A 23,579-nucleotide genomic window follows, 5' to 3' on the forward strand; every position below is an offset into this window, starting at 1 on the left:
GGTCAGGATTCATAACCAATAGATGACGAGAGCGGCGAGCGCGATGGCCGAGAGGAACACCTTTGGTGATCGGTCATAGCGTGTCGTCAAGCGTCTCCAATCCTTGAGCTTGCCAAAAATCCCAGAAGACATGGAAAAGATCGCAGTCATGGGCATCGACATCGGTAAAGACACAAGCCACCTCGTCGACTTTGGTCATGCAGGCCGGCGCGTTTTGCGCAAGAAGATTGAGCGGTTAGAACTAACGCCGATCTTTGAGAAACTTTCGCGTTGCATCGTTGGGATGGAAGCCTGCATGAGCGCGCATTTTGTCAGCCGACTGCTGCGAGAGCTCGGTTTTGAGCCTCGGATCATCCCAGCGACCTATGTGAAGCCATTCAACAAGGGACAAAAGAAGGACTACAATGATGCGGAGGCAATTGCAGAAGCAGTGATGCGTCCAAACCTGCACACGGTCACTGAGAAGAGCCAGGACCAGTTGGACCTGCACGCAATGCACCGGGTTCGTTCCTGGCTGGTGGCGCTGCGGACTGCCACGTGTCGGACGTCAGCGCCAATGGGACAGTTTAGGTCGATTTGATAAGAGAGGGTTTCTGGCCCATCGTAACCACCAAGGAGCGGAGATGATATAGGTCAAAGCGTTTAGCATTTGATCCAGTGGATCAAATGTAGCGCATGACCGGAACGTGTAAGAGCCACGGCGAGAAGGTCGTCAAAGACATCCTCCGCGCCACCCGCAAGCGGTATTCAGCGGAAGAGAAGATCAAGGTCGCACTGGACGGCCTGAAGGGCGAGGACAGCATTGCAGAGCTGTGTCGCCGCGAGGGCATAGCGCAGAGCCTCTACTACAGTTGGTCCAAGGAGTTCCTGGAAGCCGGCAAGAAACGTCTGGCAGGCGACACGGCACGTGCTGCGACATCGACCGAGGTCAAAGGCCTGCGCTGTGAGGTCCGCGATCTTAAAGAAGTTGTGGCAGAACAGGACTTGGAACTGCGCCTGCTCAAAAAAAGCATGATCGCGCCCTCTCGGCAGCATCCTTCGGATGCGCTTGCTGGGCAGTGAATCAGGCGTCCACGCCCCCCTTTTTGACGGCAAACTGGTCGTTGTGCGGTGCGCCTTCAGGTAGGTCGCGTCCACTGCCCGGCAGTCGAAACGCAGTTTCGATGAGAGGAGATCATCACGGTCTTATCTTCTCCGTGCTTAGCGGCCAACCCGGCCATCATCCGGGCGAAGATGCCCTTGCCGCTCCACCGTTTCCTGTGGTTGTAGAGCGTTTCCCGGGCTTACGCGGCCCCACTGGGGCCACAGTCCCCTTCAACTGTGCGGGCCGTATTCCTTCGGCGCATCGCGCCAGCGCAAACCATTGCGACTAATGAAGACTATTCCGCTCAACACCCGCTACCTGGGCGTCGGTCAGCCAAAACAGATCAGACATGTTCACCGCTCGTTCTTCGCCCGCGCACGTGAGGTTAACGGTTTGCCGCGCAAGATCGTCATCGACAAAAGTGCTGCCAATACAGTTGGCATCACGGCAATCAACAAGATGCTCAAAAGCTTTGGTTGCCCGATCCTGATTGAGACGGTCAGGCTGAAATACCTCAACAACATCATTGAACAAGACCACCGCTTCATCAAACGAAGGATCAGACTCATGCTGGGGTTCAAATCACTCGTTTCAGCCGCATCTGTCCTGGCAGGCATAGAATTGGCAAACATGATCCGCAAAGGTCAATTTGCGCCCGGGCTTCGTCCGTTTCAGCAATTTATCCAGCTGGTGGGGTATTCGCCTCTCAAGTTTCGTCTATACAACTCTCAAAGAAATTTGCGACAGAACCCGCGCAAGTCCGGCGACCTTTCAGCCGGCCAGTTTCACCTTCCGCAAATAAGGCCGGATCTCTTCCCAACCTTGCGGGAACAGTTCCTTGGCGTTTTCATTCGGAATTGATGATGGAATGATCGCCGCACCACCAGGCACCCAATCGGCGGGCAGGGCCACGCATTTCGCGTCGCTGGTTTGCAGCGCATAGATCACACGCAGGATTTCTTCGAAGTAGCGCCCAACGCTGATGGGATAGGTGATGGTCAGGCGCAGCTCCTCGTCGGGGTCGATGATGAACATCGACCGTACCGCGGCGGTTTCGGACTGCGCCGGGTGGATCATCTGATACAGTTTGGCGATCTTCAGATCAGGGTCGGCCACGATGAGAAAGGTCAGGTTCGTATGCTGGGTGTCGTTGACGACTTCGATCCAGCGCAGGTGTTCGGCGACGGTGTCGGTGCGCAGATCGATGGGTTTCACGCCACGCTCGGAAAATTCGTCGGCCAGCTGCGCAATGCGGCCCATTTCAGTGGTGCAGACCGGAGTAAAGTCGGCGGGATGGCTGAAAAAAACGCCCAGTCGTCGCCGATCCAGTGTTGGAAGGAAAACGGGCCGGTCGTGGTGTCGGCTTGGAAATCGGGAACTACGTCCCCAAGAAGCAAGGTCATTGGTCTTCCTTTCGGTCTTTTGGGCTTTATTTCATCGGTTCAGGTAGTTCCGTGCCGCATCCCGGTCAGTGACAAGATCGCCGAGCTTGCTAATAAGTTATATTTAGAATAGAGGTTTCGAAAAAAAGGCGTACATGAAACTCACATCCTATTCCAATTTCGCTCTGCGTTCGTTGCAGTTGGCGGCGCTTAAGGCGCCGAACCGCATCCGCGTAGACGATGTCGTGCGCGTGCACGGGCTGGCCCGACCGCATATCGTGAAGATCGTGCACGAATTGGGCCGCGCCGGTTATCTGGAAACCACGCGGGGTCGGGGTGGTGGGTTCCGGCTGGCCAAACCGGCCGAGGACATCGTCATCGGCGATGTCATTCGCCTGACCGAAGGGCCACTGGACGTGGTCGAGTGTTTCAATCCTGAAAAAAATACCTGTCCGCTGATCGGAATATGCAAGCTGTCACAAGCGATTCAAAAAGCGACCCGGGCGTTCATGGCGGTGCTCGATGATCTGACCCTCGCCGACATCGCCGCAAACCGGGGTGAGTTGCTAAACCGCATCGCGCCGATCGAGGAGGGCATCGTGGCACCCATGCGCAAGGCAAGATGACGATCACCGACTGGACCGAGCGTTTCCACGGCACCAGCCGCCTTCCCAAACCGGTACGGGAAAGGTTGCGGACAGCCGCCCGAATCCTGAGTTTCCCGAAGGGTGCCCAGGTATTCGGGCCCGACAATGTGCCCGACAGCCTGCTCTTTCTGTATCACGGCAGGGTCCGGGTCTCTCAAAGGTCGGATTCCGGGCGCGAGATTGTGTTGTATCGAGTCGAGGCCGGTGAAAGCTGTGTACTGACCACAGCCTGCATGTTGGCCGAAGAAGCTTATAATGCAGAAGGTATTGCCGAGACCGATGTCGTTGCCGTGGTTCTGCCGAAGCTCTCGTTTGATCGTCTGGCCTCGGAAGAGGATGCCTTTCGCCAGTTTGTCTTCGAGGCCTATTCGCGCCGATTGATCGATCTGTTGCGGGTGGTGGATGATGTGGCCTTCGGGCATCTGGACGTGCGCTTGGCCGAGCGTCTTCTTGTCTTGGCCGAGGGGGGCGATGAAATCCGGGCCACCCATCAACAGCTTGCCAGCGAGCTGGGCACTGCGCGCGAAGTCATCACGCGGATTTTGCAGGATTTCCAGAAGCGCGAGATGATCAGCCAATCGCGCGGACGGATCACTTTGACCGACAAGCCTGCATTGGAAAGACAGGCTCAGGGCGTCTGAAAATTGCCAAAGGGTTGCGGGTTTCGTGACTTTGTCACTGAACTGGTGCTTTGAAAGTTATATTTGCATTTCAACTTTAGATTCGCGCCCAAGGTGTCGAGGCCCTGAACAGAATCTCGGTTGCGGGCGGACCAAAACCCAGGAGACGGAAATGGATGACCGCAAAAACATCCCGAAGCTCGGCGGCATTGCCCTTGCGGCGCTTGCCGCTGCGGCGGTCGGTGCGCTCGGCACCTGTTTTCTGCGGCACGATGCACCCGGCCGCCAGGCTGGAAGGGCCGGCAGCCCGATGCGGCATCGCCACACAGCGGAAGGGCAAGGCCATGACGACGTGAACACGCCGGGATTGCGCGGCCGAAATGCGACGCCCGAGGAAACAGCCAAACTGGCAGCGATGTTCCGCAACTTCGATCCCATCACGCGAAATGTCGAAAACCTGCCGGACGGCATCCGTACCGTCACCCGGTCACCGGATACCCGGGTCATGGCGGCCGTTCACGAAATGATGTTGACGCGCGGCTGACAAAGGCTCGACTCGCGCCCAAGAGGAGGCACGAATATGAACGATCAGAAGTCCATTGACACGCACAACCAAAGGATGACAGACGCGATCGCGACGCCGATTGGCGCCTATCCTGTTGACCAAAGCGTCAAGCCCGAGGTTCAGGGGTTCTATGACGAGGCGACGGCGACGATCAGCTATATCGTCAAGGACCCGACGTCGAACGCCTGCGCGATCATCGACAGCGTGATGGACATCGACTATGCGGCCGGCAGGATCACGTTCGACCATGCCGACCTGCTGATCGTCGAGATCGAAAAGCAGGGTCTGAAGCTGGAATGGATCATCGAAACGCATGCGCATGCGGATCATTTGTCGGCGGCGCCCTACATCCAGCAGAAGCTGGGCGGCATGATCGGCATCGGCGAGAACATCAAGATCGTGCAGGAGGTGTTCGGCAAGATCTTCAACGAAGGCACCGAGTTCCAGCGCGACGGCAGCCAGTTCGATGCGCTGTTCACCGATGGCATGACCTACAAGATCGGCAACATGACCGCCTTTGCCATGCACACGCCGGGCCACACGCCGGCCTGCATGGTGCATGTCATGGGCGATGTGGCTTTTGTGGGTGACACGCTGTTCATGCCCGATGGCGGCTCGGCCCGGGCCGATTTCCCGGGCGGGGATGCCGGCACGCTGTATGACTCGATCCAGAAGGTGCTGAGCCTGCCTGACGAGACGCGCCTGTTCATGTGTCACGACTATGGCCCCAACGGGCGGGACATCCGCTGGGAAACCACCGTGGCCGAGGAGAAGGTGACGCTGGCCATGCCGACACTGATCATTCCGTCGATCCAGGTCAACATCCGCGCGGGCGACGTCCCGACCGATCAGGATGGGAATCAGATGCTCAAAGTTCCCGTCAACAAACTCTGATCTGCGGAGGCAACATGGATATTAGGAAAATATCAGACGCACTGTCGGTCTCGCCGCAGATCACGCCGGGCGACATGGAAACCGTCAAGGCGGCGGGGTTTCGGGCGATCATCTGCAACCGGCCCGATGGCGAAGGTGCCGATCAGCCCAGCTTTGACGAGATCGAGGCTGCGGCCCGGAAACATGGCCTTGAGGCGCGCTATGTCCCGGTACAGAGCGGGATGGTCAAGGATGATGACTCGCAGGCATTTGGCCGTACCCTGACCGAGTTGCCGGGCCCGGTTCTGGCCTATTGCCGGACGGGCACGCGCTCGGCCACGTTGTGGTCGCTGCACGAGGCAGCGCACAAGCGGCCCGTCTCCGAGATTCTGACGGCCACCAAGGTCGCCGGTTACGACATGAGCGGCGTCGCCCGCCGAATCGCCAATGGCGGCAAGACCCCGACCGACACGGGGGATGCGTCCTTTGACGTGGTGATCGTAGGCGGCGGCGCCGGGGGCATCGCCACCGCCGCCAGCCTGCATGCGCGCAAATCCGACTTGTCGATCGCCATCATCGACCCGTCCGACGTGCATTATTATCAACCCGGTTGGACCCTGGTGGGCGGCGGCGTATTCACGCCCGAACAGACGGCCAAGACGATGGGTTCGCTGATCCCGAGGGGAGTCAAATGGATCAAGGCCGCTGTGGCCGCGTTCGAGCCGCAGAACAACGCCGTGATTCTGGATGGTTGCCGGGTCGTCAAATACGACCGTCTGGTGGTGTCTCCGGGGCTCAAGCTGGACTGGGGCGCGGTTCAGGGGCTGGAGGAAACGCTGGGCCGTAACGGGGTGACCTCGAACTATCGCTATGACCTGGCGCCTTATACCTGGCAGTTGGTCGAAGGGCTGAAGGCGGGCCGCGCGCTGTTCACCCAACCGCCGATGCCGATCAAATGTGCCGGCGCGCCGCAGAAGGCGATGTATCTGTCGGGCGATGCGTGGGTCCGGCGCGGGGTTCTGAAGGATATCGACATCCAGTTCATGAACGCGGGCGGGGTGCTGTTCGGGGTAAAGGACTATGTCCCGGCGCTGATGGAGTACGTCAGGAAATACGACGCCACGCTGAATTTCTTTCACAATCTGGTTTCAGTGGACGGTCCCGCGAAAACGGCCACGTTCACGGTGGCCAAACCCGATGAGCAGCCCGAGCAGGTGACGGTCGAGTTCGACATGATGCATGTCTGCCCGCCGCAGGTGGCGCCGGACTTCATCCGGGTCTCGCCGCTGGCCGATGCGGCGGGTTGGGTCGATGTCGATCAGGCGACGCTGCGGCACAAGAGCTTTGACAACATCTGGTCTCTGGGCGACGTGATGAACGCCCCAAACGCCAAAACCGCGGCCGCCGCGCGCAAGCAGGCGCCGACCTTGGCCGACAACATCCTGGCCGATATCGAAGGGCGCTCGCCGGTGGCGGCCTATGACGGCTATGGCTCGTGCCCGCTGACGGTGGAGCGCGGCAAGATCGTGCTGGCCGAGTTCGGGTATGGCGGTGTTCTGAAACCCAGTTTCCCAAAATTCCTGATCGACGGCACCAGACCCAGCCGCGCGGCCTGGTTCCTCAAGGAAAAGCTGCTGCCACCGGTCTATTGGTCGGCAATGCTGAAGGGCAAGGAATGGATGGCCAAGCCCGAACCGTTGAAAGTCGCGGCTGAATAAGCCGCCCACCCCCGAAACCGACGCAAGTTCTGTCCTGTCTTCGCGCAAGTCAGGCCTTGATCTGGCGGTCAGAGCCATCTCGTGCTGACCGCCGCCTTTTCAGGACGAAACCCCATGCAGAGCCTTTATCGTTACCTTCCCATTCTCGACTGGGGCCGCCGGTATGATCGGGCGGCGCTGTCGAACGACCTGATCGCCGCAGTGATCGTCACGATCATGCTGATCCCGCAATCGCTGGCCTATGCGCTGCTGGCGGGGCTGCCGCCCGAGGCGGGGATCTATGCCTCTATCGTGCCGATCATCCTCTATGCGGTTTTTGGAACCAGTCGGGCGCTGGCGGTGGGGCCGGTGGCGGTGGTGTCGCTGCTGACGGCAAGCGCCGTGGGGCAGGTGGCCGAGCAGGGCACCGCCGGATATGCGGTGGCGGCGCTGACACTGGCCTTTCTGTCAGGCGGGTTCCTGGTGTTGCTGGGCGTGTTCCGGCTGGGCTTTCTGGCCAACTTCCTGTCGCATCCGGTAATTGCGGGCTTCATCACCGCATCGGGCATCCTGATCGCCACCAGCCAGCTCAAGCACATCCTGGGGGTCAGCGCGCATGGGCATACTCTGCCCGAGATGCTGGGATCGATCGTTGAGAATCTCGGCCAGACCAACGGGATCGCCCTGGTGATCGGCGTGCTGGCAACGGCCTTCCTGTTCTGGGTGCGCAAGAACCTCAAACCCGCGCTGCGACGCATTGGGGTGCCACCGCTGCTGGCGGATGTGCTGACCAAGGCCGGGCCAGTGGCGGCCGTTGTGGCAACCACCGTTGCGGTCTGGGCCTTCGGGCTGGACGCGCGGGGTGTCAAGATCGTCGGCGAGGTGCCTCAGAGCCTGCCGCCGCTGACCCTGCCGGGACTGTCTTCGGACCTGATCGGCGCGCTGCTGGTGCCCGCCATACTGATCTCGATCATCGGCTTCGTCGAAAGTATTTCAGTTGCGCAGACGCTGGCCGCCAAGAAATGCCAGCGTATTGACCCGGATCAGGAACTGATCGGCCTTGGGGCGGCCAATCTGGGCGCCGCGTTCTCCGGGGGATACCCCGTTACGGGGGGATTCGCACGATCGGTGGTCAATTTCGATGCGGGCGCCGAAACCCCTGCGGCCGGTGCCTTCACCGCCATCGGGTTGGCGATAGCCGCGCTGTTCCTGACCCCGCTGGTCTACTTCCTGCCCAAGGCAACGCTGGCCGCTACGATCATCGTGGCGGTGCTCAGCCTGGTGGATTTCTCGATCCTGAAAAAGACCTGGGGCTATTCGCGGGCCGATTTTGCCGCCGTGGCCGCCACCATCCTGCTGACCCTGCTGGCCGGGGTCGAAACCGGCGTGGCCAGCGGTGTGGCGATCTCGATCCTGCTGCATCTGTACAAGACCTCGCGCCCGCATGTGGCCGAGCTGGGGCTGGTGCCGGGCACCCAGCACTTCCGCAACATCCTGCGCCACAAGGTCGAGACCGACCCCACGCTGGTCACGCTGAGGGTGGATGAAAGCCTGTACTTTGTGAACGCCCGCTTCCTCGAGGATCTGATCCAGTCGCGCGTGACCGAAGGCTGCGAGATCTGCAACGTGGTTCTGATGTTCTCGGCGGTGAACGAGGTCGACTTTTCGGCGCTGGAAAGCCTCGAGGCGATCAATGACCGCCTGCGCGACATGGGCGTCGGTCTGCATCTGAGCGAGGTCAAAGGCCCGGTCATGGACAGGCTGAAACAGTCCCACTTCCTCGACGACCTGAACGGCAAGGTCTTTCTGTCACAGTATGACGCGTGGAAATCCCTGACCGACCGCGAACCGGTGCGCGCGGCGGAATAGCCCTGTCAGATCAGTTCTTCATGGGCCTTGCGCGCGATGGTTTCGATGACCTGGCGACCGGAGCGGCCCACCATGGAATATTCCCACCGCCCATCCTGCCAGAACACGATGCCCAAATCCCCGTCGCGCCGGTATTGAAACGAGGTTCGAGCTGGGTCCGTGGTCAGATTGGCAAACAGGCTGAGGCGGTCGCCGGATTCGTTTTCGTACAGGAAGAAGGCCGCCGGGCCTTGGCCCAGTGGCAGCAGCCGACCTCCGATCAGCCGGTAGCCGGTCTCTCCCAGTTCCGGCGCGATCACCGGCGCGCCCAGCCGGTTGCTGAGCCAGGTTTGCAGATGCTCGCGCTCATCGGCGAACACCTCGACCGGGTGCAGAACCTCGGGTGAATAAAGGGCGTGTGCCGCTGCCGCCTGAATTGGTGCCTGCGCCATCAATTTCTCGGGCTTGACAGAATCCCGCGACAGGAGCAGGCCACTGCCCAGACCCAAGGCAAAGATCGCCACCGCTGCGGCCAGCCGCCCTAACACACCGTGACTGGTGCCCTCGCGCGCCCTGTGCATCAGCCGGTCCAGTTGCGCGGGATCGGGCTGCGGCACCGAGATGCGCATTATTCCCGCCTGCCGGATCATTGCCGCCAGCCGCGCACGGTCGGCGGGATGTGCGGCAAGGTGCCGGTCCAGACGGTCCTGCTGAGATGGCGACAACTGGCCGTCGACTGCGGCCTGAATCAGAGTGTCCATGTTCGGTTCGGTCGTCATGTCATGCTCCGCAATCGTGATTTGCCCGCCTGTTCTTCCGGGGCTTGCAGCCGTGTCCGGGCCCGGGACAACCGAGACATGACGGTGCCCTGCGGGACGCCCAGCAATCGGGCGGTCTCGGCATAGGTCAACCCCGCGATGGTGACCGCCAGCAGAACAAGTTTCTGATCCTCCGGCAAGGCGTCGATCCGACGCCACAGCCAGCGCAGTTCCAATCGCTCTTCGGCGGTCGCCCCGGGCGAGACCAGTTGATCCAACGCCCGAGGATCGGTTTCGGGACGGATCGCAGCGCGCCGCCGGTCATTGCGAAAACAATTAAGCAGGATTTTCATCGCCCAGGGCTTGACCGGGTGGCCCGGCCATCTGAGCCCCTTTTTTCGGATCGCGCGCAAGACCGCATCCTGCACCAGATCGTCGGCCAGGTCGCGATTCTGGGTCAGTGAAAACGCAAATCGCCACAGATCGGGCAAGGCGTCTTCGAGTTGCTGGTCGAATGTCCGTGTCATCGTCTAAGCCAAAGGCGGCCCGGTCGGACCGCCCCCTGGCGCCGCAATCATGGCCGCGCGGTATGCCACACGCCCTTAACGCCGTCGCCGGTCATTTCTCCGGGTTGCTTGTCCTTGATCCACAGATACAGCGGTTGGCCCTTGTAGGCGACCTGCATTGTTCCATCGTCGCGCTGGATCAACGAATAGTTCTTGGGCAGTTCGGTTCCCGCGGCTGCGGTCAGCGGCGGCCAGTTCACTGCGCATTGATCATAGCAGTAGGACTTGCCCGTTTCGTCTTTGTCGAACGTATAAAGAGTCATCTTGTCGGCATCCATCAAAATAGTCTGATCGCCCAGTTTCCCGGTCAGGACCGGGGAGTCGCCAGCTGCGGCGGCGGTTGCAAGGGCGCATGCCATCAGGGTGGATGCGGTCAGCGCAAAAGAAGTGCGGGTCATTCGGGTGTTCCTCCGTGTCGGGCGTCTGCATCATCGCAGACATGACACTTACACGCAGGCGATCGGGTTTATTCCCCCGGGCTTGAATTTTATTCGCGCCCGGCAGGGTCATGCGTGCCGCGCCAAATGCCGGTTGATTGGACAAAGACATCGGGAAGTGGATGTCGCGTCGCTGCGGAGCGATCGGAACATCGTTGATGCCGCGCCCGGATCGCCCAGCAACATTGCGACAGCAGGACCGGTGATATACCGGCCAAAGTCGGCGACTCTCACGCCGGTCACCGGAAGATCGGAGAACGGCTTGCGCGTGGTTCCTCTGGGAAGTTGTTGCACCCGGATGCCTACAGGATTTATTGACCGGCCAGCATCCAGCCTGCGGCCTTTTCTGCAATCATGATCGTGGGCGAATTGGTGTTTCCACTGGTGATCTCTGGCATGATCGAGGCATCAACGACGCGCAGCCCAATCACCCCCTTCATGCGCAAATGCGAATCGAGAACGGCGGTTTCATCATCCTCTCGGCCCATCTTGATCGTACCAACCGGGTGAAAGATCGTGCTGGCGATGTCGCCTGCCAAACGGGCCAGTTCCTCGTCGGTTTGATACTGAATGCCCGGCTTGAACTCTTCCGGCTCGTAAGCTTCCATCGCGGGCTGAGACATGATCTCGCGTACCTGCCGCAAACTTTGAGCGGCAACCCTGCGATCTTCGTCTGTGTCGAGATAATTGGGGGTAATCTGGGGCGGCTGACGGAAATCCGAAGACGCGATGCGGACATGCCCGCGGCTGGTCGGATTCAGATTGCAGACGCTGACGGTGATGGCGGGGAAATCATGCAGGTCTTCGCCAAACGCCTCAAGGCTCAGCGGCTGGACGTGGTATTCGAGGTTGGCGTGTGGTCTTGCCGGATCAGACCGGGTGAAAGCCCCCAACTGGCTGGGCGACATGCTCATCGGGCCAGAGCGCTTCAGCACATATTCCAGTCCGATCTTGGCCTTGCCTATCAGCGAATTGGCCAGGGTGTTCAGCGTCTTGGTGCCCTTGACCTTGTAGACCGCGCGAATTTGCAGGTGATCCTGTAGGTTCTCGCCCACACAGGGCGCATCCATAACGACATCAATTCCGTGCTTTTTCAGAAGCGCCGCCGGGCCGATCCCCGACAGTTGCAGGATTTGCGGCGAGTTCACGGCGCCCGCAGACAAAACCACCTCCTTTGAGACCTCGACCGCAACGGGCTGTCCTTTGTGGCAGACAACTGCCCCGGAACAATGCAACCGACCGGTCTCGCCTGTTTCGAAAGTCAGTTTCTCAACCTGCGCCTCGGTCCAGATCGTCAGGTTCGGGCGCGACTTGGCGGGACGCAGAAATGCCTTGGAGGTATTCCAACGCCAGCCAGAACGCTGGTTGACGTCGAAATAGCCAACCCCGACATTGTCGCCGGTGTTGAAATCATCGGTCTTGGGGATGCCGTATTCGACCGCGGCTTCGGCAAAACTGTCCAGAACATCCCAGCGCAGTCGCTGTTTTTCCACCCGCCATTCGCCGCCATGCCCGTGCAGATCGGAAAACCGGCTGTTGTCGCCGGTGCGCGGATCGGCGCCGTCATCCAACCGGTAGTGGTTCTCATGAGCCTTGAAGTCGGCCAGCGCGTTTTCCCAGTTCCATGCCTCTTCACCGGTGAGCTTGGCCCAGTTGTCATAGTCACGGGCCTGGCCCCGCATATAGATCATCCCGTTGATTGAGGAACACCCGCCCAGCGCTTTCCCGCGCGGGTAAAGCAGGCTGCGCCCGTTCAGCCCCTTAGCGGGTTCGGTTTTGTACATCCAGTCTGCGCGCGGGTTGCCGATGCAATAGAGATAGCCAACCGGAATGTGTATCCAAGGATAGGTATCGGGCTTGCCCGCCTCAAGCAGCAAAACCCGGTTCCCTGGATCGGTGCTCAGCCTGTTGGCCATCAGGCACCCGGCCGAACCGCCGCCAATCACAATATAGTCGTACCTGTTTGCGCCATCAGACATCTTTGTCTTCCACCTGTTCTGTCTTTTCGTTGCCAGTTGTGCGCCAGAGGGAACAAGGTATGCTGTTCTCTTGCAGGCTGCACGATTATGCGGCACGTTTTCTCCGCCACAAGCCAACGATGTGGTTCACGCCCCCTCCCGGAACGCTGGTTTTACCGATCTCTGCGGGAGCGGCAGGCAAAAAGCTAATGACAATTTGCACAATACCATATTAGTAAATTTTATATGGACCGGTTTTCGAGCATTAACACCATCCTGGCCTTCGTGACGGTGGCCCGGGAAGGCAGTGTTTCACGCGCAGCCGAGGTGCTGAACCTGACACAGCCGGCCATCAGCCATCAAATCAAGCGTCTTTCCGAAGATACGGGGCTTACTTTGTTCAACCGAACCGCTACCGGGTTGCAGATCACTCATGACGGCACTGCGGTATTAGCGAAGGCTCAACACGTCCTCGATGCAGTCAGTGATTTCCAACGCAGCGCCCGCCTGCGCGTTGGGCGCTTGAGTGGAAAACTGACGATCGGTACGATCGTCGATCCGGAGTTCATCCGGTTGGGGCGTCTGTTGGCGAATTTGCGCGCAGAGCATCCTGATGTTGAAACCGAACTGAAGCACGGGGTCAGCGGAGATATTTTGACATGGCTCAAGCGGGGTCGGGTTGATGCCGGGTTTTACTTGTGTGGGCCCGATGACCTATCCAGCATCGGGTCGGACGGAGACGATCCGGTGCATGTCATCAAGTTGGCCGAATTCACGTATCGCGTGATCGGACCGGCTGGCTGGCAGAAGCAGGTGGAAGAGTCCGACTGGTCTTCGCTTGCAGCCCTTCCTTGGATCGGCACGCCCGAAGCCTCTGTTCACCATCGCCTTCTGGCCAAAGTTTTCGAACGTCACGCCTGCCGCCCGAATGTGGTTGCGCTGGTGGATCAAGAAGCTTCGATGCTTGAAATGGTCAGGTCCGGCATTGGCCTGAGCCTCTGCCGCGAGTCCATCGCGCTGCATCAAAAGCAATCCTTCGGGCTTGCCGTCTGCAATTCCGTGTCTGTTCCTGCGTGTCTGAGTTTCGCGGCATTGGAACGTCGCAAAGACAACCCGATGATAGCCGAGACATTTGACCTGTTGCTCCGGTCCTGGTGATCGCGTCTGGGAGGTTGCAAAATACTTCTGAGGCGTGTTGCAAATTGCCATCCGGCGCGTTCTGCGCGTGGTACGGCGGGCGGCGCTATAAACCTGGTCGGCCCCAAGTGCCATGTTCTGCACAGACAGCAAGTGAGCACAGGACAACTTATTGCATAGTGGGGTGGGTTTCAAACAATGGGTGGTGACGATATCGGCCCGGCTGCTGCGAAGACCATGCATGGTGCAACCGTGCCGCCTTCGTTTTTTGTCGCGTTCCACGCCAAAAACATTGGGAAAGACGTTCAGACAACCTATGATCTGATCCCGGGCGACGACAAGAAACGACACTGGGTCGAGGACGGCGATACGTGACGCTTCATCGGCTGTAACCTCTTTGGCGAGCACCCCGAAACGAAGGCCGAGTTCTGCAACCCGCACATAAGATGACGGCAAAGCTCATACGGGAACGGTCAAGCGATCCTGTAATTGACCAACCAAAATGGCAGAGGTCGCGGACTGACCTCTGCCTTGTCAGTTTATCTGCCAAAGAACTCAACCACCGCATCCGACGATGCTTTTACCGCCTCGGGTTTGTAGTAGAAGTCCACGTGCGAGAACTGATCAAATGCCAGTTCCTCGTGCTTATTCGTTAGCTTTCCGACAAATTGCGTTGAGCTAGGGGCGGTGAAGGCCGTACTGCTGTAGATGGTCAGGGATGGCTGCACGATCTTGTCGGCTTAGACTTCTCCGATGGAAAACAGAGACTGCATGCCCCGACCGCCGATGAGCATGTTGGTATAGGTCGGAACCGCCTTCGGCCCTTTGACCCGGATCGTGACTTCGTCGAGCGATTGAAGGAAGCCTTGCGGCGCTGCATTGGGGTGATTACGGAAGAGACGGCCATCGGACTGAATCGGATGGTCATCTCAGAATTGATCCGTGACCTTGACCGGCCCCGGCAATTCTTCACTGAAACCGCGACACTTGATTACCCAATAACCAGGCTGTTCAGCGAAGCCGTGGATGTGGGCGTTATCCGAAAGGCTGATCCGGTTTTTGCAACCAACCAGCTATTGGCGCTGGTAAAGAACTTCTTTTTCTGGCCAGAGTTCTTCCTCGGTAAAAACCCGACGCCCAAAGATGTTTTGGACGATTGCGTCGCGATGTTCCTGGCGCACTACAAAGCAGACGTTTGACGCGTGATCGCGAACGCCCGCTTCGTACCGCGAAATGCACCTTCGAAAGGTTCAGGACTTTGCACCTGCGGCCAAAGTCCGGTCTGGCGGGCGCCGCAGAAGCGATGACCGGTCTGGGCCGCCCATATCGATGCGTCATAGAACCAAAAGGTCGTGGTCATGCGTTGCATCTTGAACGACGATTAATCGCTTGAATTCGCCCCGCTTTCGGAGTTCACCCTTTCATCCAGCGTTTTCAGAAGCTTGTTCAAGTCTTTGGCTTCTGCCGAGGTTAGTCCGCGCAAAAGGCGATGCTGTGTGTCGACATGATCGACGACGGCTTTCTCGATCGTCGCAAATCCGGCTTCTGTCAAACGGATCAGAAACCCGCGTTTGTCTTCAGGGTTTGGCACCCTCTCGACGAGGCCGTGTTTGACGAGTTGATCGATGCGATTGGTCATTGTTCCCGAGGTCACCATGGTCAGATCCAGCAATGCTCCAGGGGATAAGCCATCGGGTTTTCCGGATCTGCGCAGGGTCGCCAGGACATCAAAGCTGGCGGCGTTCAACCCATGAGCCTTCCAGGTTCTGTCCATTTCGCCCCGAAGCTTGGAAGTCAAACGTGACAGCCGACCGATGATTTCCATCGGTCCGACATCAAGGTCGGGCCGGGCCTTGTTCCATTGGGCAATGATGCGTTCTACGTGGTCCATGAAACTATATTGCGAAGTTATCTCTTGACGTCAAGATAAATGGATATATCTTGACCTCAAGATAATGGAGATCCGCGATGAGACATATCGACATTGCACTAACAGCCATTGCGCCGCTGGTTTGGGGCAGCACCTACTTTGTGACGACGGAATTCCTTCCTTCAGGGTATCCGGTGACGATGGCCGCCCTGCGCGCTCTGCCTGCCGGCCTTCTGCTGCTGGTAATGGCGCCGCGCTTGCCGAAAGGAATTTGGTGGCTGCGCATTTTCGTTCTCGGCGCGCTCAACTTCACGCTTTTCTGGGCCTTTCTGTTTATCGCAGCCTATAGGCTGCCGGGAGGGGTCGCGGCGACAGTCGGTGCGATACAGCCTCTGATCGTCGTGTTCCTGGCCGCGCTGCTGCTTGGGACAGCGATCAGAGCGTCGGCCGTGATGGCTGCCTTGATCGGCATCTTTGGTGTCGGGCTGCTTGTCCTAGGGTCAGGTATAAGGCTTGATCCCATCGGTTTGATTGCCGGAGTTTGCGGGGCGGCCTCGATGGCGGCAGGCACGGTCTTGACTCGGAAATGGCAACCTCCGGTGCCGCTGCTTACCTTCACCGCCTGGCAACTGACCGCCGGCGGTCTGTTGCTGGTGCTTCTGGCCGTCTTCATCGAGCCGCCGCTTCCAACACTGGATGCACGGAACCTCTCAGGCATCCTCTACCTAGCGCTCATCGGGGCTGCGCTCACCTATATCCTGTGGTTTCGCGGTATCTCACGGATAGAGCCAGGGGCCGTCTCGGCGCTTGGTTTTCTCAGCCCGCTCTCCGCCGTTCTGATCGGTTGGGCATTGCTGGGTCAGGCGCTGACACAGATGCAAATCGCCGGCGCCGCGCTTGTCTTTGCAGCAATCTGGCTTGGTCAAAGAACGGCGCCTACCCGCCCATCTGAGCTTTTGAAAAACTCCATCCGCCACCCATTGTAAAGGAGAACTCCGATGAAACTCATAGTATTTGGTGCCACCGGCGATGTCGGATCTCGCGTCGTAACGGAAGCGCTTGCTCGCGGGCATCTCGTAACCGCAGCTATTCGAAACGAGGCAGCGATTGCCAAGCTGCCCGAGGGTGTCAGACCGGTCATCGCGGATGCGACAGATCCCGCAACCCTCGTCAAAGCCATGGAGTCTCAGGACCTTGCGATCAGCGCGTTGCGCTCTCCGCCCGGGCGCGAAGGCGAGATCGTGGCTCTGACACGTTCGATCCTAAATGCTGCTTCACGCACGGGTCTTCGGGTGATCATCGTTGGCGGCGCCGCGCGCCTGCATCTGCCAAACGGCAGTCCGCATACGGTTCTGTCAGATCCGGATTTCTTGCCTGACAACATCGTTCCAACAGCCCGCGCATCGATGGCGCAATGGGAGCTCTGCGCCTCTGAAACATCGGCAAATTGGACTTATGCCAGCCCTCCAGCCCTTTTGCAGCCCGGCCCACGCCTGGGCGCGTTCAGAACCGGCACCGACACGCTGCTGGTCGATGAACTGGGCAATTCGGAGATATCGATGGAAGACTTTGCCGTTGCGTTGGTAGACGAGGCACAATCAGCCAATTTCCAGTGTGCTGCGTTCACGGTCGGTTACTAGCACTTGTTCAAGAGCGCCAGGGAAAGGCAGACCGGCCAGCCGACCAGCAGGCCGGGCAGGGACCAGCGGGAGCGGGTCAGGCCAGATAAACCGTTTCACCGGTTTCAATTGCCTGTTGTGCCGCTTGCCCCATCCTGACAGCCCAGAGGCCGTCCTTCAAACTTACATCCGGTTTTGCTGTTTCGCCACGAAGCACGGCCAGGAACCCTTTGTGCTGATAATAGGTCGACCCATTGTGATCCCCTGCCGCCAAAAGGGTGGGGTCGACCGGAACGTCCATTGATACCGGACCTTTGGGGTTGCGCGGGCTCAGGATCACCTGCGGCAGCGGCGGGGCACCCAAATGGTCGGGCCAGAATCGTCCGGGTCCGGGAACAAACGCCTCGATCTTGGCGTCCGGTCCGACGGCCGATATTTCTTCTTGGTAGCGTGCGCCTTCGGCAAACATGCAAAGTTCCAACATCGCGCGCGCGCCCGAAGCAAAGTCGACCAGAACATAGCCGTGATCCAGAATATCCGGGGTTTGACCGTCGTAACTTTCGTCCAGATGGTTCACCGCCTGCCCGCCACTTGCCGTGATGCGCACCGGATCGGATCGCAATATCAGACGCATCAAGTCGAAGAAGTGGCAGCATTTCTCGACGAAAGTACCGCCAGTATTTCGGTTGAACCGGTTCCAGTTGCCGACCTTGTCGAGGAAGGGAAAACGATGCTCGCGGATCGACAGCATTTTCACCCCACCTGTCGCCTCGGCCTTGTCGATCAAAGCAGCGATAGGGGGCATATACCGGTATTCCATCGCAACCCAAATCGGGCAGGGGTAGTCGCGCTGCAACTGCTCGAGCCGGGGCGCGTCCTGCGGGTCGGTGAACAATGGTTTTTCTACCAGAAGCGGCAGAGGACGTGTTTCAGCGATTTCGCAGATCTGGTCCACATGAAGATGGTTCGGGCTGACAATGACGACGCAGTCCAGTTCCTCTACTGCCAAAAACTCTTGCACGGAACCTGCCATGGTTGCAGTCGGCGCAATTGCCTTGGCGGCTTTTGCCATCTCCTGATCGGGTTCAAAGATCGCAGCCACTCTGGTACCTTCCAGCAATCCGATATTGTGCAGGTGCTCTTGCCCCATCATTCCGCATCCAATCAGCCCGTAATTGATGGTCCGGGTCATGTGCGTTTCCTTCTACTTCAGACGTTGAACGTAGTTGGCCCGATCCGGGTCGAACCAGGTTTTTGAGAATTCGACGGGTTCGGCGCTTTCCGACCAGCTGAACCGCTCGATGTAACCGACTGCTTGGCCGGCTGGCTTGGTGAAGTCAGAAGGCGTCCAGTCCGGTAGAGGCCGGACCGAAACCCTGTCTTCGGCTCTTGCGATCCAAAAGCCCAACTGGCGCTGATAATAGCGATAGAGCGAGTCGGACAGCAGGCTCTGGTCGATCAGGCCCGCTGATTCGTCCAGCCAGATTTCTTCGACAGCGATGATTGTATCATTCAGGTAGCGCATCCTCCGGACACGCGAACCGGCGTCAGAAGCACCGAATTTTGGCAGATCAACCGGCTTTTTCAGATGGTCAACCGACAGGATATCCGCACGAGGCAGGCCACCCCCTTCGGGCAGTTCCAGCCTGAACATTGCATAGACGCTGTTTTGCGTACCGGTCTCGCGTATGTAGTTCCCCGAGCCTTGGATTCGCTCCAACATCCCCTTTTTTTCTAGCTCTGAGAGCGATTTTCGCAGCGTTCCAACCGAGACATTCAGCTCTGCGGCCATCTCGCGCTCGGGCGGCAATCGTTCACCGTCAATAAGGCGACCAGCCGCGATGTCACGGATCAGAAGTTCCGCGATCTGAATATATACCGGCAGGGCATTGGGGTTTCGGTTGGATGCAGGCACGGCAGACGCTTCACTCGGTCGCAGGAAAAATTGATACACTATTGATCTACATCAAAGCGATTGCTACGCAAGAGGAAAGTCAAAGATGTACGGAGCGTGAATCAAATGAGCATCGTCCCCATCACATCCCCCGATCTGGATGCGGCCGAAGTTTCGTGGTTCGCTGCCCTGTGTTCCGATGATTACCAGTTCCTTGGCGTTCCCGACGGTGACCTGCGGTCGAGTTGGGAGCATTGCTCGAACATTGTGAAAGAGGCCGAAGCGCAGGGTTTTCGCAACATCCTCTGCCCGTCCTCCTATCAGGTCGGTCAAGACACGCTGAGCTTTGTCGCCGGCTGCGCTCCGATCACCGACCGGATCAACCTGCTGGCCGCCGTACGCTGTGGCGAGATGCAACCGATCATGCTGGCCCGCACCATCGCAACGCTGGACCACATGCTGAAGGGGCGTTTGACGGTCAACATCATCTCATCCGACTTTCCCGGTGAGAAGGCCGACAGCGCGTTCCGCTATCAGCGCTCGCGCGAAGTGGTGGAGATTCTGAAACAGGCCTGGACGCAGGATGAGATCAATCATGCAGGCGAGGTCTACAACTTCTCGGGCCTGACCACCGACCCGGCCAAGCCATATCAGACCGGCGGCCCGCTGCTTTATTTCGGCGGCTATTCTCCCTCTGCCCTGGACCTGTGCGGCGAGCATTGTGACGTCTACCTGATGTGGCCTGAAACCAAGGATCAACTGGCTGAACGGATGAAGGCCGTTCACGCCGTCGCTGAAAACTGCGACCGCACGCTGGATTACGGGTTGCGTGTCCATATGATCGTTCGCGATACCGAGGCTGAAGCACAGGAATACGCGGATTACATCGTCTCGAAGCTGGACGACGAATATGGTCGCGCTATCCGCGAACGGGCGCTGGATTCGACCTCGCTGGGGGTGGCGCATCAGGCCAGAAACCGCGATCTGGCGGATGAATACGGCTATGTCGAACCCGGTCTCTGGACCGGTGTTGGCCGGGCACGGTCTGGTTGCGGTGCCGCTCTGGTCGGATCGACGGATCAGGTTATGTCGAAGGTCGAGGAATACCAGAAGATGGGCATCCGCGCCTTCATCTTCTCGGGCTACCCGCATCTGGACGAAGCCCGCCATTTCGGCGCTCGCGTGTTGCCGAATTTGAAAACCTGTTCTCTTCCCGAAGCTTACGGAAGGGTTCCCAAAACGACCCCGGCCACACCGCTGGGCAACGGAGAACGCCGCTGATGCAACGTGTGAAACTATCTGACTCGCTGGAGATGAGCCGCCTTGTCTATGGCATGTGGCGGTTGGGCGATGACAGTGACACGTCCGCGGGCCATGTCGAGGCCAAGATTCAGACCTGTCTGGATCAGGGTATCACCACCTTCGATCAGGCCGACATCTATGGCGGCTACCAGGCCGAGGCCGTGCTGGGTGCCGCCCTGCGCGCCAATCCAAACCTGCGTCAGAAGATGGAGATCGTCACCAAATGCGACATCGTCGCGCCGGTTGGCCGTTACGCGGATGCGAAGGTAAAATACTACGACACCTCGCGCGCCCACATTCTGAAATCGGTCGACACGTCGCTGTCGGAAATGGCGATTGACCACATCGATCTGCTGTTAATCCACCGCCCGGATCCAATGATGGATCACCATGAAACCGGTGCAGCGCTGGATGAGGTGGTTGCCAGTGGCAAGGTCGGCGCGGTTGGTGTGTCCAACTTCCGCCCTTGGGATTGGTCGTTGCTGCAATCGGCGATGAATACGCCGTTGGTCACCAACCAGATCGAAATTTCTCTGGGTCAGATCAGCCCATTCACCAACGGTGATTTGGCCTTTCACCAACAGCATGGCCATCCGTTGATGGCATGGTCGCCGCTGGGTGGAGGCTTTTTGATGGCCGGAAACCCGCCGGTTGGGGTCGTTGCCGATGAAATCGCAGCCGGGTTCGGCGTAGATCGCGCCGCCGTCGCTGTGGCGTTCCTGCTGGCCCACCCGGCCAACATCCTGCCGGTTCTGGGCACCAACAATCTGGACCGGATCAAACGCGCCTCGGACGCATTGAAAGTCAAACTGGATCGCGAAAGCTGGTTCCGCCTGTACGAGGCGGCACTGGGACATGAGGTACCATGATGAACGCAATCTCAAAGGACATGACGCGCACCTTCACTCCACACAAGGACGACACACGTACCCTGCGCGACGCCTTCGGCCGCTTTGCAACCGGTGTCACCATCGTGACCTGCAACAGCGCGGACGGTCCGGTCTGCATCACCGCCAACAGCTTTTCGTCCCTGTCGCTTGACCCACCGCTGATCATGTGGGCCGGAGACCGCAACTCGCGTCGCTTCCCCTATTTCCACAAGGCCCGCCATTTCAGCGTGCATGTGCTGTCGTCGGACCAGGCCGAGCTGTGCTTCGGCTGCTCGAAAGACGCATTTGCACTGCGGGACATCAGCCACGAGCGCTGTGAGAATGGGACGCCGGTGTTGGCAGATTGCCTTGCGCGGTTCGAATGCGAACAGCACGCGTATCACGATGCAGGCGATCACGTTATTGTGGTTGGAAAGGTTCTCAAGGCCAGCATGTCGGATGGAGACGCGCTGACCTTTTATGCCGGGAAACTCGGCCAATTCGCGAAAGTCTAAGCGCGATTTGATGACCGTGGGGGACACCCACGGCTGACCAAGGGAGGATCCGCATGGGCGGACTGGCATCGGTGCTTGCACCGATTGCATTCGTGAACGAAACCGTGCTGCGTCTGGGCCGCGCGTTTGGTGTTGTTGCGATTGCGCTCATGGTGATCGCAATCTTGATCCAGGTGTTTTTCCGATACGTTCTGGGCAATGCGCTGCCGTGGCCGGATGAGGCCGCGCGGTTCTGCATGTTGTGGATGACCGGTCTAATGGCGCCCACTGCCTTTCGGCGTGGCGGCTTTGTGGCCATAGACATGCTGGAACGCTTCCTTCCCCGTATCATCGGTCAAACGCTGAATCTGTTCCTGCTTTTGCTCTCGTTCGCCGTCCTGCTGGTCGCGGTCAATATCGGCTGGTCCGAGGTTACCGGCTTTGGCGGAAAATTCGCCACTGCCGCGCTGTATTTGCCCACCTCTTTCGGGTTCGATGAATGGTATCGCATTCCGCGCAGTTGGATGATGGCATCGCTGCTGGTGGGGATCATCCTGCTGATCTCGGTGAATATCGAGCTGATCCTGCGATCCTTCATCACCTTGCTGGGCGGCGGCCACCTGTTGCCTGAAATTCCTGATGCGGCAGTGGGGGCCGAATAAGTGCTGATCTGGTTCCTGCCCACCTTCCTGATTTTCCTGCTGATCGGCCTGCCGGTCTTTTTCGCTTTGCTGGCGGCGCCCGGTATCCTGCTGTGGCTGAACGGCCAGACGAACGACATCACGTTGCTGTATCGCAATGTCTATAACGGCATGGACAGCTTCCCTCTGATGGCGATCCCCTTCTTCATGCTGGCCGGAGAGCTCATGAACCGAGGCGGCATCACCATCCGCCTTGTCGAGTTTTCGCAGGCTCTGATGGGTCATCTGCGCGGTGGTCTGGCGCATGTGAACGTGCTGAGTTCGATCCTGTTTGCGGGCCTCTCGGGATCCGCCGTGGCGGACACCTCGGCGCTAGGGTCGATGCTGATCCCGGCGATGGAGAAACAGGGTTATACCCGGAAATTCGCCGCCGCGATCACGGCGGCAAGTTCCGTGATCGGGCCGATCATTCCGCCCTCGGGCATCATGATCATCTACGCCTATGTGATGGGCGAAAGCGTGGCCGCGTTGTTCCTTGCGGGGATCGTGCCGGGCGTGATGGTCGGTGTCGGTCTGATGCTGATGATCAAACTGATGGCCGACCGCTATGACTTCCCCGTCGCCAGCCGCAAATACTCATGGCCCGAGCGGCGTCAGGCCAGTTTGAAGGCCTTTTTCCCATTGATGACACCGGTCATCATTCTGGGCGGTATTCTGGGTGGTATCTTCACACCGACCGAGGCTGCGGCAGTCGCCGTGGGCTATGCCTTCATCATCGGGTTCTTCATCCTGCGGACATTGACATGGAAAGAGGTCCCCGAGGTGCTCAGCAATGCAGGCATGACTTCAGCCGTTGTTCTGCTGCTGGTTGGTGCTGCGATGGCGTTCAAGACGGTCGTCAGCCTCAGCCATGCGCCGGAACAACTGGCCTCGCTGATCCTCAGCCTGTCAGAAAACCCGCTGATCCTTTTGTTCCTGATCAACCTGCTGCTGTTCATCGTCGGCATGTTCCTGGACGCAGGCCCCGCGATCATCATCCTTGGACCAATCCTTGGACCGATCTTCACCAGTCTCGGCGTCGACCCGATCCATTTCGCCATCATCATGAGCGTCAACCTGACCGTCGGCCTCGCCACCCCGCCAATGGGCCTTGTGCTGTTCGTGGCCGCCGCCGTATCGCGCGAACGGGTTGAAACCATCGCCAAGGCGATCCTGCCGTTCCTGGCGGTCGAAATCATCGTGATTTTCCTGATCACCTACATACCCGCACTATCCATGACGATCCCGAGGATAACGGGATTTGCCAACTAACTGAGTT

General features: G+C 59.0%; 24 protein-coding genes and 5 pseudogenes. 19 read left to right on the forward strand and 10 right to left on the reverse strand.

The window, feature by feature from the left end; all coding sequences use genetic code 11:
* Positions 1 to 9: 9 nt before the first annotated feature.
* A pseudogene (locus tag ACR0LI_RS08695) lies at positions 10 to 120 on the reverse strand (IS5/IS1182 family transposase); the annotation flags it as partial.
* Between the two features lie 10 nt (positions 121 to 130).
* Between ACR0LI_RS08695 and ACR0LI_RS08700 the strand changes: the two are divergent.
* Both ACR0LI_RS08700 and ACR0LI_RS08705 read left to right on the forward strand, forming a co-directional pair.
* Positions 131 to 538: pseudogene (locus tag ACR0LI_RS08700) on the forward strand (IS110 family transposase); the annotation flags it as partial.
* Positions 539 to 675: 137 nt separating this feature from the next.
* Positions 676 to 1,008, forward strand: a pseudogene (locus ACR0LI_RS08705) (transposase); the annotation flags it as partial.
* Positions 1,009 to 1,061: 53 nt separating this feature from the next.
* Here ACR0LI_RS08705 and ACR0LI_RS08710 read toward each other — a convergent pair.
* Positions 1,062 to 1,435, reverse strand: a pseudogene (locus ACR0LI_RS08710) (hypothetical protein); the annotation flags it as partial.
* 12 nt (positions 1,436 to 1,447) lie between these two features.
* On the opposite strand from ACR0LI_RS08710, the pseudogene ACR0LI_RS08715 reads away from it, so the two are divergent.
* Positions 1,448 to 1,780, forward strand: a pseudogene (locus ACR0LI_RS08715) (DDE-type integrase/transposase/recombinase); the annotation flags it as partial.
* 75 nt (positions 1,781 to 1,855) lie between these two features.
* Here ACR0LI_RS08715 and ACR0LI_RS08720 read toward each other — a convergent pair.
* Positions 1,856 to 2,413, reverse strand: coding sequence for a redoxin domain-containing protein (locus tag ACR0LI_RS08720; protein ID WP_480718465.1), 558 nt, complete (start codon positions 2,411 to 2,413; stop codon positions 1,856 to 1,858).
* Between the two features lie 208 nt (positions 2,414 to 2,621).
* Between ACR0LI_RS08720 and ACR0LI_RS08725 the strand changes: the two genes are divergently transcribed.
* From ACR0LI_RS08725 to ACR0LI_RS08750, 6 genes are all read left to right on the forward strand, one after another.
* The gene (locus ACR0LI_RS08725; RefSeq protein ID WP_171638354.1) at positions 2,622 to 3,092 is read left to right on the forward strand and encodes an Rrf2 family transcriptional regulator; all 471 of its coding nucleotides are present in this window, start codon (positions 2,622 to 2,624) and stop codon (positions 3,090 to 3,092) included.
* On the forward strand, positions 3,089 to 3,754 hold the full coding sequence (locus tag ACR0LI_RS08730; protein WP_209833742.1) for a Crp/Fnr family transcriptional regulator: 666 nt from the start codon (positions 3,089 to 3,091) through the stop codon (positions 3,752 to 3,754). The genes ACR0LI_RS08725 and ACR0LI_RS08730 overlap by 4 nt, the downstream gene beginning before the upstream one ends.
* Positions 3,755 to 3,905: 151 nt before the next feature.
* Positions 3,906 to 4,277, forward strand: a complete 372-nt coding sequence (locus ACR0LI_RS08735) for a hypothetical protein (protein WP_480491100.1) — start codon at positions 3,906 to 3,908, stop codon at positions 4,275 to 4,277.
* A gap of 75 nt (positions 4,278 to 4,352) precedes the next feature.
* Positions 4,353 to 5,192 (forward strand): MBL fold metallo-hydrolase, encoded by an 840-nt coding sequence (locus tag ACR0LI_RS08740; protein WP_480718466.1) that lies wholly within the window; start codon positions 4,353 to 4,355, stop codon positions 5,190 to 5,192.
* 14 nt (positions 5,193 to 5,206) lie between these two features.
* A complete protein-coding gene (locus ACR0LI_RS08745; RefSeq protein ID WP_480718354.1) occupies positions 5,207 to 6,889 on the forward strand; it encodes a bifunctional protein tyrosine phosphatase family protein/NAD(P)/FAD-dependent oxidoreductase in 1,683 nt (560 codons plus the stop codon).
* A gap of 114 nt (positions 6,890 to 7,003) precedes the next feature.
* A complete protein-coding gene (locus tag ACR0LI_RS08750; RefSeq protein ID WP_480491102.1) occupies positions 7,004 to 8,737 on the forward strand; it encodes a SulP family inorganic anion transporter in 1,734 nt (577 codons plus the stop codon).
* Positions 8,738 to 8,742: 5 nt separating this feature from the next.
* On the opposite strand, the gene ACR0LI_RS08755 is transcribed toward ACR0LI_RS08750, so the two are convergent.
* The 4 genes from ACR0LI_RS08755 to ACR0LI_RS08770 all read right to left on the reverse strand — a co-directional run bounded on the left by ACR0LI_RS08755 (position 8,743) and on the right by ACR0LI_RS08770 (position 12,456).
* Positions 8,743 to 9,495, reverse strand: a complete 753-nt coding sequence (locus tag ACR0LI_RS08755; protein WP_480491104.1) for an anti-sigma factor family protein — start codon at positions 9,493 to 9,495, stop codon at positions 8,743 to 8,745.
* The gene (locus tag ACR0LI_RS08760) at positions 9,492 to 10,001 is read right to left on the reverse strand and encodes an RNA polymerase sigma factor (protein WP_480491106.1); all 510 of its coding nucleotides are present in this window, start codon (positions 9,999 to 10,001) and stop codon (positions 9,492 to 9,494) included. The genes ACR0LI_RS08755 and ACR0LI_RS08760 overlap by 4 nt, the downstream gene beginning before the upstream one ends.
* Positions 10,002 to 10,048: 47 nt before the next feature.
* Positions 10,049 to 10,438, reverse strand: a complete 390-nt coding sequence (locus ACR0LI_RS08765; RefSeq protein ID WP_480718355.1) for a COG4315 family predicted lipoprotein — start codon at positions 10,436 to 10,438, stop codon at positions 10,049 to 10,051.
* 350 nt (positions 10,439 to 10,788) lie between these two features.
* Entirely contained in the window at positions 10,789 to 12,456 is a 1,668-nt protein-coding gene (locus ACR0LI_RS08770; protein WP_480491109.1) for a GMC family oxidoreductase, read from the reverse strand.
* Positions 12,457 to 12,681: 225 nt separating this feature from the next.
* On the opposite strand from ACR0LI_RS08770, the gene ACR0LI_RS08775 reads away from it, so the two are divergent.
* From ACR0LI_RS08775 to ACR0LI_RS08785, 3 genes are all read left to right on the forward strand, one after another.
* Positions 12,682 to 13,593, forward strand: a complete 912-nt coding sequence (locus ACR0LI_RS08775; RefSeq protein ID WP_480718356.1) for a LysR family transcriptional regulator — start codon at positions 12,682 to 12,684, stop codon at positions 13,591 to 13,593.
* Positions 13,594 to 13,770: 177 nt separating this feature from the next.
* Positions 13,771 to 13,947, forward strand: coding sequence for a hypothetical protein (locus ACR0LI_RS08780; RefSeq protein WP_480488299.1), 177 nt, complete (start codon positions 13,771 to 13,773; stop codon positions 13,945 to 13,947).
* A gap of 479 nt (positions 13,948 to 14,426) precedes the next feature.
* Positions 14,427 to 14,771 (forward strand): TetR/AcrR family transcriptional regulator C-terminal domain-containing protein, encoded by a 345-nt coding sequence (locus ACR0LI_RS08785; protein WP_210092974.1) that lies wholly within the window; start codon positions 14,427 to 14,429, stop codon positions 14,769 to 14,771.
* A 182-nt stretch (positions 14,772 to 14,953) separates the two neighbouring features.
* Here ACR0LI_RS08785 and ACR0LI_RS08790 read toward each other — a convergent pair whose 3' ends face one another.
* The gene (locus ACR0LI_RS08790) at positions 14,954 to 15,463 is read right to left on the reverse strand and encodes a MarR family winged helix-turn-helix transcriptional regulator (RefSeq protein ID WP_480718357.1); all 510 of its coding nucleotides are present in this window, start codon (positions 15,461 to 15,463) and stop codon (positions 14,954 to 14,956) included.
* Positions 15,464 to 15,540: 77 nt separating this feature from the next.
* Between ACR0LI_RS08790 and ACR0LI_RS08795 the strand changes: the two genes are divergently transcribed.
* Both ACR0LI_RS08795 and ACR0LI_RS08800 read left to right on the forward strand, forming a co-directional pair.
* A complete protein-coding gene (locus tag ACR0LI_RS08795) occupies positions 15,541 to 16,428 on the forward strand; it encodes an EamA family transporter (protein ID WP_480718358.1) in 888 nt (295 codons plus the stop codon).
* 12 nt (positions 16,429 to 16,440) lie between these two features.
* Positions 16,441 to 17,082: an NAD(P)-dependent oxidoreductase gene (locus ACR0LI_RS08800; RefSeq protein WP_480488293.1), complete on the forward strand. Its 642-nt coding sequence runs from the start codon at positions 16,441 to 16,443 to the stop codon at positions 17,080 to 17,082.
* 76 nt (positions 17,083 to 17,158) lie between these two features.
* Here ACR0LI_RS08800 and ACR0LI_RS08805 read toward each other — a convergent pair whose 3' ends face one another.
* Entirely contained in the window at positions 17,159 to 18,253 is a 1,095-nt protein-coding gene (locus ACR0LI_RS08805) for a Gfo/Idh/MocA family protein (protein WP_480718359.1), read from the reverse strand.
* Between the two features lie 12 nt (positions 18,254 to 18,265).
* Positions 18,266 to 18,976 carry a GntR family transcriptional regulator gene (locus tag ACR0LI_RS08810; protein WP_480718360.1) on the reverse strand — a complete coding sequence of 237 codons (711 nt, stop codon included), beginning with the start codon at positions 18,974 to 18,976 and terminating at the stop codon, positions 18,266 to 18,268.
* Between the two features lie 105 nt (positions 18,977 to 19,081).
* Between ACR0LI_RS08810 and ACR0LI_RS08815 the strand changes: the two genes are divergently transcribed.
* From ACR0LI_RS08815 to ACR0LI_RS08835, 5 genes are read left to right on the forward strand one after another with little or no spacing between them, the layout of a single operon-like run.
* Positions 19,082 to 20,236 (forward strand): LLM class flavin-dependent oxidoreductase, encoded by a 1,155-nt coding sequence (locus tag ACR0LI_RS08815; RefSeq protein ID WP_480488289.1) that lies wholly within the window; start codon positions 19,082 to 19,084, stop codon positions 20,234 to 20,236.
* The gene (locus ACR0LI_RS08820) at positions 20,236 to 21,126 is read left to right on the forward strand and encodes an aldo/keto reductase (RefSeq protein WP_480718361.1); all 891 of its coding nucleotides are present in this window, start codon (positions 20,236 to 20,238) and stop codon (positions 21,124 to 21,126) included. Before ACR0LI_RS08815 ends, ACR0LI_RS08820 begins: the two co-directional genes overlap by 1 nt.
* Complete coding sequence (locus tag ACR0LI_RS08825) at positions 21,123 to 21,641, forward strand: flavin reductase family protein (RefSeq protein ID WP_245223513.1); 519 nt, start codon at positions 21,123 to 21,125, stop codon at positions 21,639 to 21,641. The genes ACR0LI_RS08820 and ACR0LI_RS08825 overlap by 4 nt, the downstream gene beginning before the upstream one ends.
* A gap of 53 nt (positions 21,642 to 21,694) precedes the next feature.
* Positions 21,695 to 22,282 carry a TRAP transporter small permease gene (locus ACR0LI_RS08830; protein ID WP_171638394.1) on the forward strand — a complete coding sequence of 196 codons (588 nt, stop codon included), beginning with the start codon at positions 21,695 to 21,697 and terminating at the stop codon, positions 22,280 to 22,282.
* Positions 22,283 to 23,572, forward strand: coding sequence for a TRAP transporter large permease (locus ACR0LI_RS08835; protein ID WP_480620243.1), 1,290 nt, complete (start codon positions 22,283 to 22,285; stop codon positions 23,570 to 23,572).
* Positions 23,573 to 23,579 lie beyond the last annotated feature (7 nt).

The sequence above is a fragment of the Ruegeria sp. CL7 genome (genome assembly GCF_056536445.1).

What these genes read in the sequence shown, in the direction of transcription:
- ACR0LI_RS08780 (WP_480488299.1), top strand. Translation starts at nt 13,771, where the DNA reads ATGGGTGGTGACGATATCGGCCCGGCTGCTGCGAAGACCATGCATGGT.
- ACR0LI_RS08800 (WP_480488293.1), top strand. Translation starts at nt 16,441, where the DNA reads ATGAAACTCATAGTATTTGGTGCCACCGGCGATGTCGGATCTCGCGTC.
- ACR0LI_RS08765 (WP_480718355.1), bottom strand. Translation starts at nt 10,438, where the DNA reads ATGACCCGCACTTCTTTTGCGCTGACCGCATCCACCCTGATGGCATGC.
- ACR0LI_RS08745 (WP_480718354.1), top strand. Translation starts at nt 5,207, where the DNA reads ATGGATATTAGGAAAATATCAGACGCACTGTCGGTCTCGCCGCAGATC.
- ACR0LI_RS08775 (WP_480718356.1), top strand. Translation starts at nt 12,682, where the DNA reads ATGGACCGGTTTTCGAGCATTAACACCATCCTGGCCTTCGTGACGGTG.
- ACR0LI_RS08770 (WP_480491109.1), bottom strand. Translation starts at nt 12,456, where the DNA reads ATGTCTGATGGCGCAAACAGGTACGACTATATTGTGATTGGCGGCGGT.
- ACR0LI_RS08830 (WP_171638394.1), top strand. Translation starts at nt 21,695, where the DNA reads ATGGGCGGACTGGCATCGGTGCTTGCACCGATTGCATTCGTGAACGAA.
- ACR0LI_RS08815 (WP_480488289.1), top strand. Translation starts at nt 19,082, where the DNA reads ATGAGCATCGTCCCCATCACATCCCCCGATCTGGATGCGGCCGAAGTT.
- ACR0LI_RS08750 (WP_480491102.1), top strand. Translation starts at nt 7,004, where the DNA reads ATGCAGAGCCTTTATCGTTACCTTCCCATTCTCGACTGGGGCCGCCGG.
- ACR0LI_RS08730 (WP_209833742.1), top strand. Translation starts at nt 3,089, where the DNA reads ATGACGATCACCGACTGGACCGAGCGTTTCCACGGCACCAGCCGCCTT.
- ACR0LI_RS08735 (WP_480491100.1), top strand. Translation starts at nt 3,906, where the DNA reads ATGGATGACCGCAAAAACATCCCGAAGCTCGGCGGCATTGCCCTTGCG.
- ACR0LI_RS08760 (WP_480491106.1), bottom strand. Translation starts at nt 10,001, where the DNA reads ATGACACGGACATTCGACCAGCAACTCGAAGACGCCTTGCCCGATCTG.
- ACR0LI_RS08825 (WP_245223513.1), top strand. Translation starts at nt 21,123, where the DNA reads ATGATGAACGCAATCTCAAAGGACATGACGCGCACCTTCACTCCACAC.
- ACR0LI_RS08805 (WP_480718359.1), bottom strand. Translation starts at nt 18,253, where the DNA reads ATGACCCGGACCATCAATTACGGGCTGATTGGATGCGGAATGATGGGG.
- ACR0LI_RS08725 (WP_171638354.1), top strand. Translation starts at nt 2,622, where the DNA reads ATGAAACTCACATCCTATTCCAATTTCGCTCTGCGTTCGTTGCAGTTG.
- ACR0LI_RS08795 (WP_480718358.1), top strand. Translation starts at nt 15,541, where the DNA reads ATGAGACATATCGACATTGCACTAACAGCCATTGCGCCGCTGGTTTGG.
- ACR0LI_RS08790 (WP_480718357.1), bottom strand. Translation starts at nt 15,463, where the DNA reads ATGGACCACGTAGAACGCATCATTGCCCAATGGAACAAGGCCCGGCCC.
- ACR0LI_RS08755 (WP_480491104.1), bottom strand. Translation starts at nt 9,495, where the DNA reads ATGACGACCGAACCGAACATGGACACTCTGATTCAGGCCGCAGTCGAC.
- ACR0LI_RS08740 (WP_480718466.1), top strand. Translation starts at nt 4,353, where the DNA reads ATGACAGACGCGATCGCGACGCCGATTGGCGCCTATCCTGTTGACCAA.
- ACR0LI_RS08820 (WP_480718361.1), top strand. Translation starts at nt 20,236, where the DNA reads ATGCAACGTGTGAAACTATCTGACTCGCTGGAGATGAGCCGCCTTGTC.